Source organism: Pseudomonas sp. B3G-3, from assembly GCF_028640915.1.
Lineage (GTDB): Bacteria > Pseudomonadota > Gammaproteobacteria > Pseudomonadales > Pseudomonadaceae > Aquipseudomonas > Aquipseudomonas chlororaphis_I.
This window is the reverse complement of record NZ_JAQZAB010000077.1, coordinates 60,140-74,101: the sequence shown is the minus strand read 5'-3', so window position 1 is coordinate 74,101 and position 13,962 is coordinate 60,140. Positions and strand designations below refer to the sequence as shown.

At 60.5% G+C, this 13,962-nt stretch carries 15 protein-coding genes and 1 tRNA gene; 3 read left to right on the top strand and 13 right to left on the bottom strand.

All coding sequences use genetic code 11. The features are described from left to right. Positions 1-21 precede the first annotated feature (21 nt). The 7 genes from hscB to trmJ all read right to left on the bottom strand — a co-directional run bounded on the left by hscB (position 22) and on the right by trmJ (position 4,998). Positions 22-543, bottom strand: coding sequence for a co-chaperone HscB (gene hscB / locus PVZ80_RS09100; RefSeq protein ID WP_038576126.1), 522 nt, complete (start codon positions 541-543; stop codon positions 22-24). 8 nt (positions 544-551) lie between these two features. Beyond that, complete coding sequence (gene iscA, locus PVZ80_RS09095; RefSeq protein WP_007929524.1) at positions 552-875, bottom strand: iron-sulfur cluster assembly protein IscA; 324 nt, start codon at positions 873-875, stop codon at positions 552-554. A gap of 47 nt (positions 876-922) precedes the next feature. Further along, positions 923-1,309 (bottom strand): Fe-S cluster assembly scaffold IscU, encoded by a 387-nt coding sequence (gene iscU / locus PVZ80_RS09090; protein ID WP_007929523.1) that lies wholly within the window; start codon positions 1,307-1,309, stop codon positions 923-925. A gap of 102 nt (positions 1,310-1,411) precedes the next feature. Next, the gene (locus PVZ80_RS09085; RefSeq protein WP_273863712.1) at positions 1,412-2,626 is read right to left on the bottom strand and encodes an IscS subfamily cysteine desulfurase; all 1,215 of its coding nucleotides are present in this window, start codon (positions 2,624-2,626) and stop codon (positions 1,412-1,414) included. Between the two features lie 50 nt (positions 2,627-2,676). Further along, on the bottom strand, positions 2,677-3,168 hold the full coding sequence (iscR, locus tag PVZ80_RS09080; protein ID WP_009045442.1) for a Fe-S cluster assembly transcriptional regulator IscR: 492 nt from the start codon (positions 3,166-3,168) through the stop codon (positions 2,677-2,679). Between the two features lie 281 nt (positions 3,169-3,449). Further along, the gene (gene cysE, locus PVZ80_RS09075) at positions 3,450-4,226 is read right to left on the bottom strand and encodes a serine O-acetyltransferase (protein ID WP_007929518.1); all 777 of its coding nucleotides are present in this window, start codon (positions 4,224-4,226) and stop codon (positions 3,450-3,452) included. Then, positions 4,219-4,998: a tRNA (cytosine(32)/uridine(32)-2'-O)-methyltransferase TrmJ gene (trmJ, locus tag PVZ80_RS09070; RefSeq protein ID WP_009050643.1), complete on the bottom strand. Its 780-nt coding sequence runs from the start codon at positions 4,996-4,998 to the stop codon at positions 4,219-4,221. The genes cysE and trmJ overlap by 8 nt, the downstream gene beginning before the upstream one ends. 256 nt (positions 4,999-5,254) lie before the next feature. Here trmJ and suhB point away from each other — a divergent pair, with 256 nt between their 5' ends. Further along, entirely contained in the window at positions 5,255-6,070 is an 816-nt protein-coding gene (suhB, locus tag PVZ80_RS09065; protein ID WP_007929514.1) for a type III secretion system regulator SuhB, read from the top strand. Positions 6,071-6,303: 233 nt separating this feature from the next. Here suhB and PVZ80_RS09060 read toward each other — a convergent pair whose 3' ends face one another. The 6 genes from PVZ80_RS09060 to queA form a co-directional block, all read right to left on the bottom strand. Next, positions 6,304-6,852, bottom strand: coding sequence for a glycine zipper 2TM domain-containing protein (locus PVZ80_RS09060; protein WP_009050644.1), 549 nt, complete (start codon positions 6,850-6,852; stop codon positions 6,304-6,306). Positions 6,853-6,972: 120 nt separating this feature from the next. After that, positions 6,973-7,887: a protein translocase subunit SecF gene (gene secF, locus PVZ80_RS09055; protein ID WP_009050645.1), complete on the bottom strand. Its 915-nt coding sequence runs from the start codon at positions 7,885-7,887 to the stop codon at positions 6,973-6,975. A 9-nt stretch (positions 7,888-7,896) separates the two neighbouring features. Next, positions 7,897-9,765 carry a protein translocase subunit SecD gene (secD, locus tag PVZ80_RS09050; protein WP_009050646.1) on the bottom strand — a complete coding sequence of 623 codons (1,869 nt, stop codon included), beginning with the start codon at positions 9,763-9,765 and terminating at the stop codon, positions 7,897-7,899. A 62-nt stretch (positions 9,766-9,827) separates the two neighbouring features. Next, complete coding sequence (gene yajC / locus PVZ80_RS09045; protein WP_007929510.1) at positions 9,828-10,163, bottom strand: preprotein translocase subunit YajC; 336 nt, start codon at positions 10,161-10,163, stop codon at positions 9,828-9,830. 47 nt (positions 10,164-10,210) lie between these two features. Then, positions 10,211-11,326: a tRNA guanosine(34) transglycosylase Tgt gene (gene tgt, locus PVZ80_RS09040; RefSeq protein WP_162096445.1), complete on the bottom strand. Its 1,116-nt coding sequence runs from the start codon at positions 11,324-11,326 to the stop codon at positions 10,211-10,213. A 14-nt stretch (positions 11,327-11,340) separates the two neighbouring features. Then, positions 11,341-12,390, bottom strand: coding sequence for a tRNA preQ1(34) S-adenosylmethionine ribosyltransferase-isomerase QueA (gene queA, locus PVZ80_RS09035; protein WP_273863711.1), 1,050 nt, complete (start codon positions 12,388-12,390; stop codon positions 11,341-11,343). Between the two features lie 108 nt (positions 12,391-12,498). Between queA and PVZ80_RS09030 the strand changes: the two genes are divergently transcribed. Beyond that, positions 12,499-12,583: transfer RNA gene (locus PVZ80_RS09030), tRNA-Leu, on the top strand. 275 nt (positions 12,584-12,858) lie between these two features. Next, positions 12,859-13,947, top strand: a complete 1,089-nt coding sequence (gene ppk2 / locus PVZ80_RS09025; RefSeq protein WP_273863710.1) for a polyphosphate kinase 2 — start codon at positions 12,859-12,861, stop codon at positions 13,945-13,947. Positions 13,948-13,962: the final 15 nt, after the last annotated feature.

Sequence of the window (13,962 nt, the reverse complement as noted above, 5' to 3'; positions counted from 1 at the left end):
TGCGACCGGAGCGGCACTGGGTTAATCGTCGAGGCGCTCTTCTAACTGGCGCACTTCGTAGGTGAGCTTGTCGAGGAACTGCATGCGCCGCATCAGGCGCTCGGCCTGTTCGCGTTGCGCAGCATCATCCCAACAGGCTGCGAAGCTTTCGTTCAATTCATCCTGGGCCACTTTCAGGCGGCGCTTGAAGGCTGCAATACCGGCCAGGTCGGCCTCGTCCTGCAGATCCTCGAGCTCTTCGCGCCACTGCATCTGCTGCAGAAGGAACTCCGGATCGTGCACCGTGACCTCCAGCGGCAGCTCATGGCCGCCCATGGCGAGTAGGTATCGCGCGCGCTTGGGAGGGCTCTTGAGGGTCTGGTAGGCCTCGTTGAGGCTGGCGGATTGCTCCAGCGCCAGCCGCTGCTCACGCTCGGAAGCGTCAGCGAAGCGGTCCGGATGAACGGCACGCGCCAACTCACGGTAACGCGTGGCCAGCTGATCGAGATCCAGACGGAAGCTCGGTTGCAGCTCAAATAAAGCGAAATGACAAGGAGTACCCACGAGCAGCCTCAGATATTGAAGCTTTCGCCGCAGCCACATTCACCGCGCACGTTGGGGTTGTTGAACTTGAAGCCTTCGTTCAACCCTTCCTTGACGAAGTCCAGTTCGGTGCCATCCAGGTAGGTCAGGCTTTTCGGATCAATGATCACTTTCTCGCCATGACTCTCGAACACCTGATCGTCTTCACCGATCTCGTCGACGAACTCCAGGACATAGGCAAGGCCGGAACAGCCCGTGGTGCGAACACCCAGGCGAATCCCATCACCTTTGCCGCGCCCGTTGAGGGAGCGTCGCACGTGTTGAGCAGCCGCTTCTGTCATGCTGATAGCCATCGTGACTCCTTACTTTTCGCTCAATCTGTGAAAGCTGATCCGCTAAATCAGATCAGGCCTTTCTTCTGCTTGTAGTCGCGAACGGCGGCCTTGATGGCGTCTTCGGCGAGTACCGAGCAGTGGATTTTCACTGGCGGCAGGGCCAGCTCTTCAGCCAGCTGAGTGTTCTTGATGGTCTCTGCTTCATCCAGAGTCTTGCCCTTCATCCACTCGGTAGCCAGGGAGCTGGAGGCGATAGCCGAACCGCAACCGTAGGTCTTGAACTTGGCATCTTCGATGATGCCCTGCTCGTTGACCTTGATCTGCAGGCGCATCACGTCGCCGCACGCCGGAGCGCCGACCATGCCGGTGCCGACATCAGGATCTTCCGCGTTCATCTTGCCGACGTTGCGCGGGTTCTCGTAGTGGTCGATGACCTTTTCGCTGTAAGCCATGATTCTTAATCCTCACTCATCAGGGCCGCTCTTGAGCCCCTGTAGTTACGCCTGCGTCAGTCGCCGCGTCGCTACAGGAGCTGTACCTGGCGGCTTCTATATTTAGTGTGCCGCCCACTCGATCTTCGAGATATCGACGCCGTCTTTGTACATGTCCCACAGCGGCGACAGAGCGCGCAGCTTGGTCACGGCCTCGCAGACTTTCTGCGCGGCATAATCGATTTCTTCTTCGGTGGTGAAGCGGCCGAAGGTGAAGCGGATCGAGCTGTGTGCCAGTTCGTCGTTGCGGCCCAGGGCGCGCAGTACGTACGAAGGCTCCAGCGAAGCCGAGGTGCAGGCCGAACCGGAGGAAACCGCCAGGTCCTTGAGCGCCATGATCAGCGACTCGCCTTCGACGTAGTTGAAGCTCAGGTTCAGGTTGTGCGGTACACGAGCAGTCATGCTGCCGTTGATGTACAGCTCTTCCAGGTGCTCGACCTGCTTGTAGAAGCGGTCGCTCAACGCCTTGATGCGCAGGTTTTCGGCAGCCATGTCTTCCTTGGCTACACGGAAGGCTTCGCCCATGCCAACGATCTGGTGGGTAGCCAGGGTGCCGGAACGCATGCCGCGCTCGTGACCGCCGCCGTGCATGGTCGCCTCAAGGCGAACCCGCGGCTTGCGGCTGACGTACAGCGCGCCGATACCCTTAGGACCGTAGGTCTTGTGGGCGGAGAAAGACATCAGGTCGACTTTCAGCGCCTGCAGGTCGATGTCGACCTTGCCGGTGGACTGAGCCGCGTCGACGTGGAACAGAATGCCTTTGGAACGAGTCAGCTCGCCGATGGCGGCGATGTCGTTGATGGTGCCGATTTCGTTGTTCACGTGCATGATCGACACCAGGATGGTGTCGTCGCGCAGGACGGCTTCGACCATGGCCGGAGTGATCAGGCCGTCTTCGCCTGGCTCGATGTAGGTGACTTCGAAGCCTTCACGCTCGAGTTGGCGCATGGTGTCCAGGACAGCCTTGTGCTCGATCTTCGAGGTGATCAGGTGCTTGCCCTTGGTGTGGTAGAAATGCGCGACACCCTTGATTGCCAGGTTGTCGGACTCGGTGGCACCGGAGGTCCAGACAATTTCACGTGGGTCGGCGTTGACCAGGTCAGCCACTTGGCGACGGGCATTTTCCACCGACTCTTCGGCCTTCCAGCCGAACACGTGGGAGCGGGACGCCGGGTTACCGAAGTTTCCGTCGACCAGCAGGCATTCACTCATCTTTTGCGCGACACGCGGATCAACCGGGGTGGTCGCTGAGTAATCAAGGTAAATCGGCAATTTCATGGACTCTCTCCTAAATCAGGCTGGCTGGCGTGCCGCTAGCTCTTTGGCTGTCATTCGACGGCGGACGCTTCAATCTTGTCCAGGTGCTGCGCCTTGCCATTACAGCGGCGCTGATCCTGACGCTGGGCTACTTCTTGCACCTCACGGCGAGTCACAAGGTCAGCCAAGCTGATACCGCTCAGAAATTCGTGAATCTGCAGGCTCAGATCGCACCACAGGTGGTGGGTCAGACAGGTGTCGCCGGAATGGCAATCGCCCTGGCCCTGGCATTTGGTTGCATCGACCGACTCGTTCACCGCATCGATCACCTGGGCCACCTGAATGCCTTGCATGTCGCGCGACAGCTGGTAGCCACCGCCTGGACCACGCACGCTGGACACCAGATTGCTGCGGCGCAACTTGGCGAAGAGCTGTTCGAGATAGGACAGGGAGATGCCTTGGCGCTCAGAGATATCGGCCAGGGACACCGGCCCATGTTGCGCGTGCAACGCCAGGTCAAGCATGGCAGTTACCGCGTATCGGCCTTTTGTAGTCAGTCGCATGGACAAGTACCACGGAGTGTTTCGGGATGGGAGCGAGTATGCAATTCCCGAGTAATTAAGTCAACTATAAGACCTACTACTTTAGTCAGGTTTACCCGCAAAAGAGCGCGCGAATCATAGCAAAGTCTGCAGGGTAATGGCACGCCCTGGATTTGACGGGTGACTAATGGGTCGCCAGCGCCCTTTCGGACTCGGGGCGAGCAAGCTCACCTTAGAAAAACCATAACGCTCTTCTGCAGCAGCAAGCTTGCTCGTGATCAACGCCAAGGCGCCTGGACGGCTCAACCGACCTGACTGTCGCCCTTGTCCTTGACGCCTGCGAAGTCCTCATCGCGCAGCGCTGGCAGGTCCTTGGCGCAGTAGTTGCTACCCAGATCCTTCAAGGCCCCGCACATACCCTCCAGGCGCCCATCGACAGCCTGCAGGTGATCGAGCAACTGGCCAATGGCCCGCGCCACCGGGTCCGGCATGTCCTCGCTGACACCATAGGCGTCGAAACCGAGCTTCTCGGCCATGGCCTTGCGCTTGGCTTCCTGCTCGTCATCGGACTTCACGATGATGCGCCCGGGAATGCCCACTACCGTGGCACCCGCCGGCACCGCCTTGGTCACCACCGCATTGGAACCGACCTTGGCCCCCGCCCCCACGGTGAACGGGCCCAGCACCTTGGCGCCCGCCCCCACCACCACACCATCTTCCAGGGTCGGGTGACGCTTGCCCTTGTTCCAGCTGGTGCCGCCCAGGGTCACGCCCTGATAGAGGGTGACGTCGTCACCGATCTCGGCGGTTTCGCCAATGACGATGCCCATGCCGTGGTCGATAAAGAAGCGGCGACCAACCTTGGCCCCCGGGTGAATCTCGATCCCAGTCAGCCAGCGCCCGAAGTTCGACACCAGGCGCGCCAGCCACTTCCAGCCCATGCCCCACAACGCGCCGGACAGGCGATGAATCCAGATGGCGTGCATGCCCGGGTAGCAGGTCAGGACCTCGAACGCATTACGCGCCGCCGGGTCACGATGGAAAACACTCTGGATATCTTCACGCAAACGCTCAAACATCATCATTCTTCCGCTTAAGGAGCTCGCCACGGGCCGCTTTCTGGGTTTCCGTGAGGATGCCACGCAAAATATTCATTTCCGCCCGACTTACCGAGCTGCGTCCGTACAACCGGCGCAGGCGCGCCATCAAGTGCCGTGGTTTTTCCGGATCGAGGAAGTCGATGGCCACCAGCGTCTGCTCCAGATGCTCGTAGAACCGCTCCAGCTCGTCCATGGTCGCCAGCTCATCGCTGCGCGGCGACGCCACTTCATCCTTCTCGACCTTGCTCGGCTGACCTTCGGCCGCCAGCCAGGACATACGCACTTCATAAGCAAGCACCTGCACCGCCGTCGCCAGGTTCAGCGAGCTGAACTCCGGGTCCGAAGGGATATGCACGTGAAAATGACATCGCTGCAGTTCGTCATTGGTCAGGCCGGAATCTTCACGGCCGAAGACCAAGGCAATTTCGGCGCCCTGCCCTGCCTCTTGCACCACCTTGGCCCCGGATTCACGGGGATCGAGCAATGGCCAGGGGATACGCCGATCACGAGCACTGGTGCCAAACACCAGGGTGCAGCCGGCCAGGGCGTCTTCCAGGGTGGCGACGACCTGAGCGTTTTCAAGAATGTCGGTAGCGCCGGATGCACGCGCATCGGCCTCATGGGACGGGAAAATCCGCGGCTCGACCAGTACCAGCCGCGACAGCCCCATGTTCTTCATGGCACGCGCAGCCCCACCGATGTTCCCGGGATGACTGGTATTGACCAGGACGACACGAATGTTCTGCAGCAAGGGAGGTGCTCTCGGACACGGGAAAGGGGAGCAAATCTTACAGAACCGCCAGCGCTCCCGCCTCAAAAATAACTGCTTCTGGCTGGTACCTTATAGAAGCTGACCAACTCCAGACGGACTGCCGCTCGTCAAAATGTCCGCGTATTTATGGGCCCGAGCGACAGTCCGAGGCAAGCGGAGCGAATGTCGATCTTCATCTGCAAAAGTTTTCTGCTAGAATGCTCGGCTTTCTTTAACAACCTTAGGTGACCTATCCATGCAGCCAATGCTGAATATCGCGCTGCGCGCCGCCCGCAGCGCCAGTGAACTGATTTTCCGCTCCATCGAGCGCCTGGATACCATCAAGGTCGACGAAAAAGACGCCAAAGACTACGTATCCGAAGTTGATCGCGCTGCCGAGCAGAAGATCATCGACGCATTGCGCAAGGCCTACCCGACTCACGGCATTCTCGGTGAAGAAACCGGTCTGCATGCTGGCAGCGGCGAAGGCGAAGACTACCTGTGGATCATCGACCCACTGGACGGCACCACCAACTTCCTGCGCGGCATTCCTCATTTCGCTGTCAGCATCGCCTGCAAATACCGTGGTCGCCTGGAACACGCCGTGGTTCTGGACCCGGTGCGCCAGGAAGAATTCACCGCCAGCCGTGGTCGCGGCGCACAACTGAACGGTCGTCGCCTGCGCGTCAGCGGCCGCACCAGCCTGGACGGCGCCCTGCTGGGCACCGGCTTCCCGTTCCGTGACGACCAGATGGACAACCTCGACAACTACCTGGGCATGTTTCGCGCCCTGGTTGGCCAGACCGCCGGCATCCGCCGCGCTGGTGCTGCCAGCCTGGACCTGGCCTACGTGGCCGCCGGTCGCTTCGACGCCTTCTGGGAGTCGGGCCTGTCCGAGTGGGACATGGCTGCAGGCGCCCTGCTGATCCAAGAAGCCGGCGGCCTGGTGAGCGACTTCACCGGCGGTCACGACTTCCTGGAAAAAGGCCACGTGGTTGCCGGCAACACCAAATGCTTCAAGGCGGTCCTCACCGCCATCCAGCCGCATCTGCCGGCTTCGCTGAAGCGCTAAGCGCCAGCGACAAAAAAGCACCCTGCGGGGTGCTTTTTTTATGCCTGGGATTTGTCGGAAACCACTTTCCTTGTAGGAGCGAGGCTTGCCCGCGATCTGGGCACCGCGGTATATCAGCCTCATTCGGGGCTGAAGCTATCGCGGGCAAGCCTCGCTCCTACAGAAGCAAACCCAAGCCACAGGCAATAAAAAAGCACCCCGCAGGGTGCTTTTTTTGATTGACGCCGAAAGGCTTATTGCGCCGGCTGGTTCTGACCCAGGATCAGCTGGCCTTCCTTGTTGACCGGAATCTGGCTGCCTGGATCACGATCCATACGCACTTGGCCTTGCTTGCCGTTCAGCTCGTACTTCACGTCATAACCCACGACCTTTTCACTGATGTCGTTGACCGTGTTGCAGCGAGTCTGAGTGGTGGTGTAGGTATCACGCTCCTGCATGCCTTCCTGCACCTTGTTACCAGCGTAACCACCGCCGACCGCACCGGCGACCGTGGCGATCTTCTTGCCTGTACCGCCGCCGATCTGGTTACCCAGAAGGCCGCCGGCCAGTGCACCGACCACCGTACCGGCGATCTGATGTTGATCCTTCACCGGAGCCTGACGGGTCACGGTGACGTCCTTGCATACTTCACGCGGTGTTTTGATCTGTTGTTTGACCGGCTGAACTGCCAGCACCTGCGCATACTCAGGGCCACTATTGACCAGCTTGTAGGTGGCAACAGCCCCCCCAGCAGTCACAGCGACGGCACCTAATACCGCACCAACCAGCATCGACTTGTTCACGTGAACCTCCTGACCATCACAAGCGGGACAAGCCCGCGCTTCTCCCTGCCTTGGAGCATAAAAAAAGGCGCGAGTTCAATACTCGCGCCTTTTCGACTGCCTGCCGGGAAGCGGAAACCGTTATGGACGGTCGTCGACTTCCTTATCGGTATTGGCCGGAGGAATCAGGTCCTCGCTGCTCAGGTTCAGCCAGATCAGCACCACGTTGGCGATGTAGATCGACGAGTAGGTACCCGCCAGAACACCCACGAACAATGCGATGGAGAAGCCCCACAGGTTGTCGCCACCGAAGAACAGCAGCGCCGCGATCGCCAGCAGGGTGGAGATCGAGGTCGCCATGGTGCGCAGCAGGGTCTGGGTGGTCGAGATGTTGATGTTCTCGATCAGGCTGGCCTTGCGCAGCACGCGGAAGTTCTCACGCACCCGGTCGAACACCACGATGGTGTCGTTGAGCGAGTAACCGATGATCGCCAGTACCGCCGCCAGCACCGTCAGGTCGAAGGTGATCTGGAAGAACGACAGGATACCTACGGTCACCACCACGTCGTGGATCAGCGAGACGATGGCACCTACCGCGAACTTCCACTGAAAGCGGAAGGCCAGGTAGATCAGGATGCCGCCCAGCGCCATCAGCATGCCGAGGCCGCCCTGGTCGCGCAGCTCTTCACCCACCTGCGGGCCGACGAACTCGACGCGCTTGACCTGCGCCGGGTTGTCGCCGCCAGTCTTCTGCAGCGCTTCTGCCACCTGGTGGCCCAGTTGCGGGTCTTCACCCGGCATCCGCACCAGCAGGTCGGTGGTGGCACCGAAGCTTTGCACGATCGCTTCGTGATAGCCGGATTCGCTCAGTTGAGCGCGAACCTTCATCACATCCGCCGGACGCTCGTAGGTCAGCTCGATGAGCGTTCCGCCGGTAAAGTCCAGGCCGTAGTTCAACCCCTTGTGGAACCAGCTGAACAGCGCCAGAACGGTCAGGAGCAGGGTGACGCCGAACGCAACGTTGCGGACGCCCATGAAGTTGATAGTACGTAACATGGCAGCCCCTTAAATCCACAACTTCTTGAAGTCACGACCGCCGAAGATCAGGTTGACCATCGCGCGGGTCAGCCAGATGGCCGTGAACATCGAGGTAAAGATCCCGAGGGACATGGTCACCGCAAAGCCTTTGACCGGGCCGGTGCCCATGGCAAAGAGAATCCCGCCGACCAGCAATGTGGTCAGGTTGGAGTCGAGAATCGCGGTGAATGCCCGGCCGAAGCCTTCATTGATTGCCCGCTGCACGGTCATGCCGGCGGCGATCTCTTCACGTATCCGCGAGAAGATCAGTACGTTGGCGTCCACCGCCATACCCATGGTCAGCACGATACCGGCGATACCCGGCAGGGTCAGCGTAGCCCCCAGTAAGGACATCAGGGCCAGCAGCAGCACCATGTTCAGCGCCAGCGCCACGGTGGCGATGATGCCGAAGAAACGGTAGATGGCGATGATGAACAGCGACACAAACAGCATGCCCCACAGCGACGCATCGATACCCTTGGTGATGTTGTCGGCACCCAGGCTCGGGCCGATGGTGCGCTCTTCGGCGAAGTACATCGGTGCGGCCAGGCCACCGGCACGCAGCAGCAGCGCCAGCTCGGAGGACTCGCCCTGGCCGTTCAGGCCGGTGATGCGGAACTGGCTACCCAGCGGCGACTGGATGGTCGCCAGGCTGATGATCTTCTTCTCTTCCTTGAAGCTCTGCACCGCGACGTCTTTCTCGACACCGTCGACCACTTGCTTGGTGTAAGTGGTGGTCGGCTTCTGCTCGATGAAGATCACCGCCATGCTGCGACCGACGTTGCTGCGGGTCGAACGGCTCATCAGCTCGCCGCCGTGGCCATCGAGCTTGATGTTCACCTGTGGACGACCGTGTTCGTCGAAGCCCGCCTGGGCGTCGGTCACCTGGTCACCGGTGATGATCAGGCCACGCTCGATCAGCGCAGGAGGACGATTGCCTTCACGGAACTCGAAAGACTCGGAAGTGGCTTTCGAAGCGCCCGGCTCCGCGGCCAGACGGAACTCAAGGTTGGCCGTCTTGCCCAGGATACGCTTGGCTTCAGCGGTGTCCTGCACGCCCGGCAGCTCAACCACGATACGGTTGGCACCCTGGCGCTGAACCAGAGGCTCGGCAACACCCAGCTCGTTGACGCGGTTACGCACCGTGGTCAAGTTCTGCTTGATGGAATATTCACGGATTTCCGCCAGCTTGGCCGGGGTCATCGCCAGACGCAGCACCGCCTGACCATTGAGGTCGGCCGGAACAATGTCGAAATCGTTGAAGTTCTTGCGGATCAGCGTACGCGCCTGTTCACGGGTCGCTTCGTCGCTGAAGCCCAGCTGAATGGCACCGTTGAGCTGCGGCAGACTGCGATAGCGCAGGCGCTCTTTACGCAGCAGGCTCTTCACATCGCCTTCGTAGACTTTCAGGCGTGCGTCGAGGGCTTTTTCCATGTCCACTTCCAGCAGGAAGTGCACACCGCCGGACAAGTCCAGGCCCAGCTTCATCGGATGCGCGCCGAGGTTGCGCAGCCATTGCGGGGTGGTTTGTGCCAGGTTCAATGCAACGACGTAGTCGTCACCCAGGGCCTTGCGCACGACGTCCTTGGCTGGAAGCTGGTCTTCCTGCTTGGTCAGACGCAACAGGCCGCCCTTGCCCTTGGCCGCGATGGTCGCTGCCTTGACGTTGATCCCGGCGTCGGTGAGCGCTTTGCTCGCACGATCCAGATCCGCCTGAGTGACCTGCAACGCAGTGCTCGCGCCGCTGACCTGAATGGCCGGATCATCAGGGTATAGATTGGGAGCGGAATAAATAAAACCGATCGCCAGCACCGCCAGGATCAGTACGTATTTCCACAGAGGGTATTTGTTCAGCATCACGCCGCCCGTTTATGAAGCGGGGCGCCTTGCGCGCCCCGTCGATTGGTAAAAGATGAAACTTAGATCGCCTTCAGCGTGCCTTTTGGCAGCGTGGCAGCGATAGCGCCTTTCTGGAACTTCATCTCGATAGTGTCGGAAACTTCCAGCACTACGAAGTCATCGGTCACTTTGGTGATCTTGCCGGCGATACCGCCAGTAGTCACAACTTCGTCACCTTTTTGCAGGCTGCCCAGCAGGTTCTTTTGCTCTTTGGCGCGCTTGGCCTGTGGACGCCAGATCATCAGGTAGAAGATGACCAGGAAACCGACCAGGAAAATCCACTCAAAGCCAGTGCCAGCAGGGCCAGCAGCAGGTGCAGCAGCGTCAGCCATTGCAGTCGAGATAAAAAAGCTCATGTAACACTCCGGATAATTACAAAAGTGGGTCTAAACGTCTTTAGAACTTATTCTAAAGGCGGCACGGGCAACCCGCGTTTGGCATAGAAGGAATCGACAAAGGCGGCCAATGTACCCTGTTGAATAGCCTCGCGCAAACCAGCCATAAGACGTTGGTAATGACGCAAATTATGGATGGTATTGAGCATGCTCCCCAGCATTTCGCCGCACTTGTCCAGATGATGCAGATAAGCACGGGAGAAGTTCTGGCAGGTATAGCAATCGCAGGTCGGATCCAGCGGCGAATCATCATGGCGATGGAACGCGTTGCGGATCTTCAGCACGCCAGTGTCAATGAACAGGTGCCCATTGCGGGCATTACGGGTTGGCATCACGCAATCGAACATGTCCACACCGCGGCGCACACCCTCAACCAGATCTTCCGGCTTGCCAACACCCATAAGGTAACGAGGTTTGTCTGCTGGCATCTGGCCCGGCAGGTAGTCCAGCACCTTGATCATCTCGTGCTTGGGCTCGCCCACCGACAGGCCACCGATGGCCAGGCCGTCGAAGCCGATCTTGTCCAGGCCTTCCAGGGAGCGCATGCGCAGGTCCTGGTGCATGCCGCCCTGGACGATGCCGAACAGCGCCGCCGTGTTGTCGCCATGGGCGTTCTTCGAGCGCTGGGCCCAGCGCAGCGACAGCTCCATGGACACCCGCGCGACGTCCTCGTCGGCCGGGTACGGGGTGCATTCGTCGAAGATCATCACGATGTCCGAGCCCAGGTCGCGCTGGACCTGCATCGACTCTTCCGGGCCCATGAAAACCTTGGCGCCGTCGACCGGCGAGGCGAAGGTCACGCCCTCCTCCTTGATCTTGCGCATGGCGCCCAGGCTGAACACCTGGAAACCGCCGGAGTCGGTGAGGATCGGGCCTTTCCACTGCATGAAGTCATGCAGGTCGCCGTGTTTCTTGATCACTTCGGTGCCCGGGCGCAGCCACAGGTGGAAGGTGTTGCCCAGGATGATTTCGGCGCCGGTGGCGACGATGTCCCGAGGCAGCATGCCCTTGACCGTGCCGTAGGTGCCCACCGGCATGAAAGCCGGGGTTTCCACGGTGCCACGGGGGAAGGTCAGACGACCGCGACGAGCCTTGCCATCGGTGGCGAGCAGCTCGAAAGACATACGACAGGTGCGACTCATGCTGTTTCCTCAGGACCGCGTGGCGCGGGATTGCGGGTGATGAACATCGCATCACCGTAGCTGAAAAAGCGGTATCCATGCTCGACGGCGGCCTTGTAGGCGGCCATGGCTTCGGGATAACCGGCGAACGCCGAAACCAGCATCAACAGTGTGGATTCGGGCAAATGGAAGTTGGTGACCAGGGCATCGACCACATGGAACGGCCGGCCCGGGTAGATAAAGATGTCGGTGTCGCCGCTGAACGGCTTGAGCACGCCATCACGCGCCGCGCTTTCCAGGGAACGCACGCTGGTGGTCCCCACCGCCACCACCCGACCGCCACGCGCGCGGCAGGCCGCCACCGCATCCACCACGTCCCGGCTGACTTCCAGCCATTCGTTGTGCATATGGTGATCTTCGATGCGCTCGACCCGTACCGGCTGGAAGGTCCCGGCGCCCACATGCAGGGTCACGAACGCGGTCTCGACGCCCTTGGCGGCAATCGCCTCCAGCAGCGGCTGGTCGAAGTGCAGCCCCGCGGTCGGCGCGGCCACGGCGCCCAGGCGCTCGGAATACACGGTCTGATAACGCTCGCGGTCCGAGTCTTCGTCCGGGCGGTCTATATAAGGAGGCAACGGCATATGGCCGACGCGCTCCAGCAGCGGCAGCACTTCCTCGGCGAACCCCAGTTCGAACAAAGTGTCGTGACGGGCCAGCATCTCGGCCTCGCCGCCGCCTTCGATCAGGATCTTCGAACCCGGTTTCGGCGACTTGCTGGAGCGCACATGGGCCAGCACACGGTGGCTGTCGAGCACCCGCTCCACCAGGATTTCCAGCTTGCCGCCGGAGGCTTTCTGGCCAAACAGCCGCGCCGGAATCACCCGGGTATTGTTGAACACCATCAAGTCGCCCGGGCGCAAATGCTCAAGCAAATCAGTGAATTGACGGTGGGCCAGGGCGCCGGTGACCCCATCCAGGGTCAACAGGCGACTCGCGCGACGCTCGGCCAGGGGATGGCGGGCGATCAGCGAATCAGGGAGCTCGAAGGTAAAGTCAGCAACACGCATGATGGGGTTCGTCTAGCAGGGCCGGAAAGTTTAGCGGAAATAGCCAAAATTGACCATGAAACCTGATTGACCAACGGTAGGCACGTCTCTATACTTCGCCGCCATTGAGCCCTGATGGCGGAATTGGTAGACGCGGCGGATTCAAAATCCGTTTTCGAGAGAAGTGGGAGTTCGAGTCTCCCTCGGGGCACCAAACTTAAAAAAGACCTTGAAATTCAAGGTCTTTTTTTTCGCCTGTAGAAAAGTGCCGCCGCCCCCGCGCGCCATGATTCTGTAGGAGCGAAGCTTGCTCGCGATGAACGATGACGCGGATTGGCTGACACTGCGCAGCGCCTGTTTCGCGGGTAAGCCTCGCTCCTACGGACAAACACAGACCGGCTCAAAAGCTTCCTTGATACGCATCAAGAAGCCCGGTTTTGTGCGCCATAGACTGTCTGAAAGACATTGGAGCGATCAGACAGGCCCGATATGAGCGAAGAATCCACCGCGCGTCCCCTTCCCGAAAAAGCCACGCCAGCCACCAAACCGACGGTCACGGCCAGTAGCAAAAGCGCCCCACGCAAACCGGCCACCCCACGCCCGCGCCGGCCACGCGCGACCACTAAACCTGCCGCGGCCAAGACCGCCGAAGCTGAAATCAGCGCCATCAGCCAGCAGCCGGTCGCCCTGCAGGTGGCCAGCGCGCCCCATGGCAGCAATGAAGACAGTTCCACCGCCAAGCTGCCGGCCAGCTATCCGTACCGCAGCCGCATGCGTCGCGCCGAGTATGAAAAGGCTAAGCAGGAACTGCAGATCGAACTGCTCAAGGTGCAAAGCTGGGTCAAGGAAACCGGGCAGCGCGTCGTGGTGCTATTCGAGGGGCGCGACGCCGCGGGCAAGGGCGGCACCATCAAGCGTTTCATGGAGCACCTGAACCCGCGTGGCGCGCGGATCGTCGCCCTGGAAAAACCCAGCGAACAGGAACAGGGCCAGTGGTATTTCCAGCGTTACATCCAGCACCTGCCCACCGCCGGAGAAATGGTGTTCTTCGACCGCTCCTGGTACAACCGCGCCGGGGTCGAGCGGGTCATGGATTTCTGCTCGCCCCTGCAATACCTGGAGTTCATGCGCCAGACGCCCGAGCTGGAACGCATGCTGTGCAACAGCGGCATCCTGCTGTTCAAGTACTGGTTCTCGGTCAATCGCGACGAGCAACTGCGCCGCTTCATTTCGCGCCGCGACGACCCGCTCAAGCACTGGAAACTCTCGCCCATCGACATCAAGTCGCTGGACAAGTGGGACGAATACACTGCCGCCAAACAGGCGATGTTCTTCCACACCGACACCGCCGATGCGCCCTGGACGGTGATCAAGTCGGACGACAAGAAACGCGCGCGAATCAACTGCATCCGCCACTTCCTGCACTCCCTCGACTACCCAGGCAAGAACCTGCGCGTGGCCCATCAACCCGACCCGGTGCTGGTCGGCCGGGCGTCGCGGGTCATGGAAGAAGACGAGCGGGTGTACAACGAAGCGGCCGCGGAGCCGGTGCGCAATCCACAGGTGACGCTCGCGTAAGCAGCCAGCCTTGAA

Bases quoted from the DNA above. Each gene is read 5' to 3' on its own strand.
- iscA (WP_007929524.1), bottom strand. From the start codon at position 875: ATGGCTATCAGCATGACAGAAGCGGCTGCTCAACACGTGCGACGCTCC.
- iscU (WP_007929523.1), bottom strand. From the start codon at position 1,309: ATGGCTTACAGCGAAAAGGTCATCGACCACTACGAGAACCCGCGCAAC.
- PVZ80_RS09085 (WP_273863712.1), bottom strand. From the start codon at position 2,626: ATGAAATTGCCGATTTACCTTGATTACTCAGCGACCACCCCGGTTGAT.
- iscR (WP_009045442.1), bottom strand. From the start codon at position 3,168: ATGCGACTGACTACAAAAGGCCGATACGCGGTAACTGCCATGCTTGAC.
- cysE (WP_007929518.1), bottom strand. From the start codon at position 4,226: ATGTTTGAGCGTTTGCGTGAAGATATCCAGAGTGTTTTCCATCGTGAC.
- suhB (WP_007929514.1), top strand. From the start codon at position 5,255: ATGCAGCCAATGCTGAATATCGCGCTGCGCGCCGCCCGCAGCGCCAGT.
- secF (WP_009050645.1), bottom strand. From the start codon at position 7,887: ATGTTACGTACTATCAACTTCATGGGCGTCCGCAACGTTGCGTTCGGC.
- secD (WP_009050646.1), bottom strand. From the start codon at position 9,765: ATGCTGAACAAATACCCTCTGTGGAAATACGTACTGATCCTGGCGGTG.
- yajC (WP_007929510.1), bottom strand. From the start codon at position 10,163: ATGAGCTTTTTTATCTCGACTGCAATGGCTGACGCTGCTGCACCTGCT.
- tgt (WP_162096445.1), bottom strand. From the start codon at position 11,326: ATGTCTTTCGAGCTGCTCGCCACCGATGGCAAGGCTCGTCGCGGTCGT.
- queA (WP_273863711.1), bottom strand. From the start codon at position 12,390: ATGCGTGTTGCTGACTTTACCTTCGAGCTCCCTGATTCGCTGATCGCC.
- ppk2 (WP_273863710.1), top strand. From the start codon at position 12,859: ATGAGCGAAGAATCCACCGCGCGTCCCCTTCCCGAAAAAGCCACGCCA.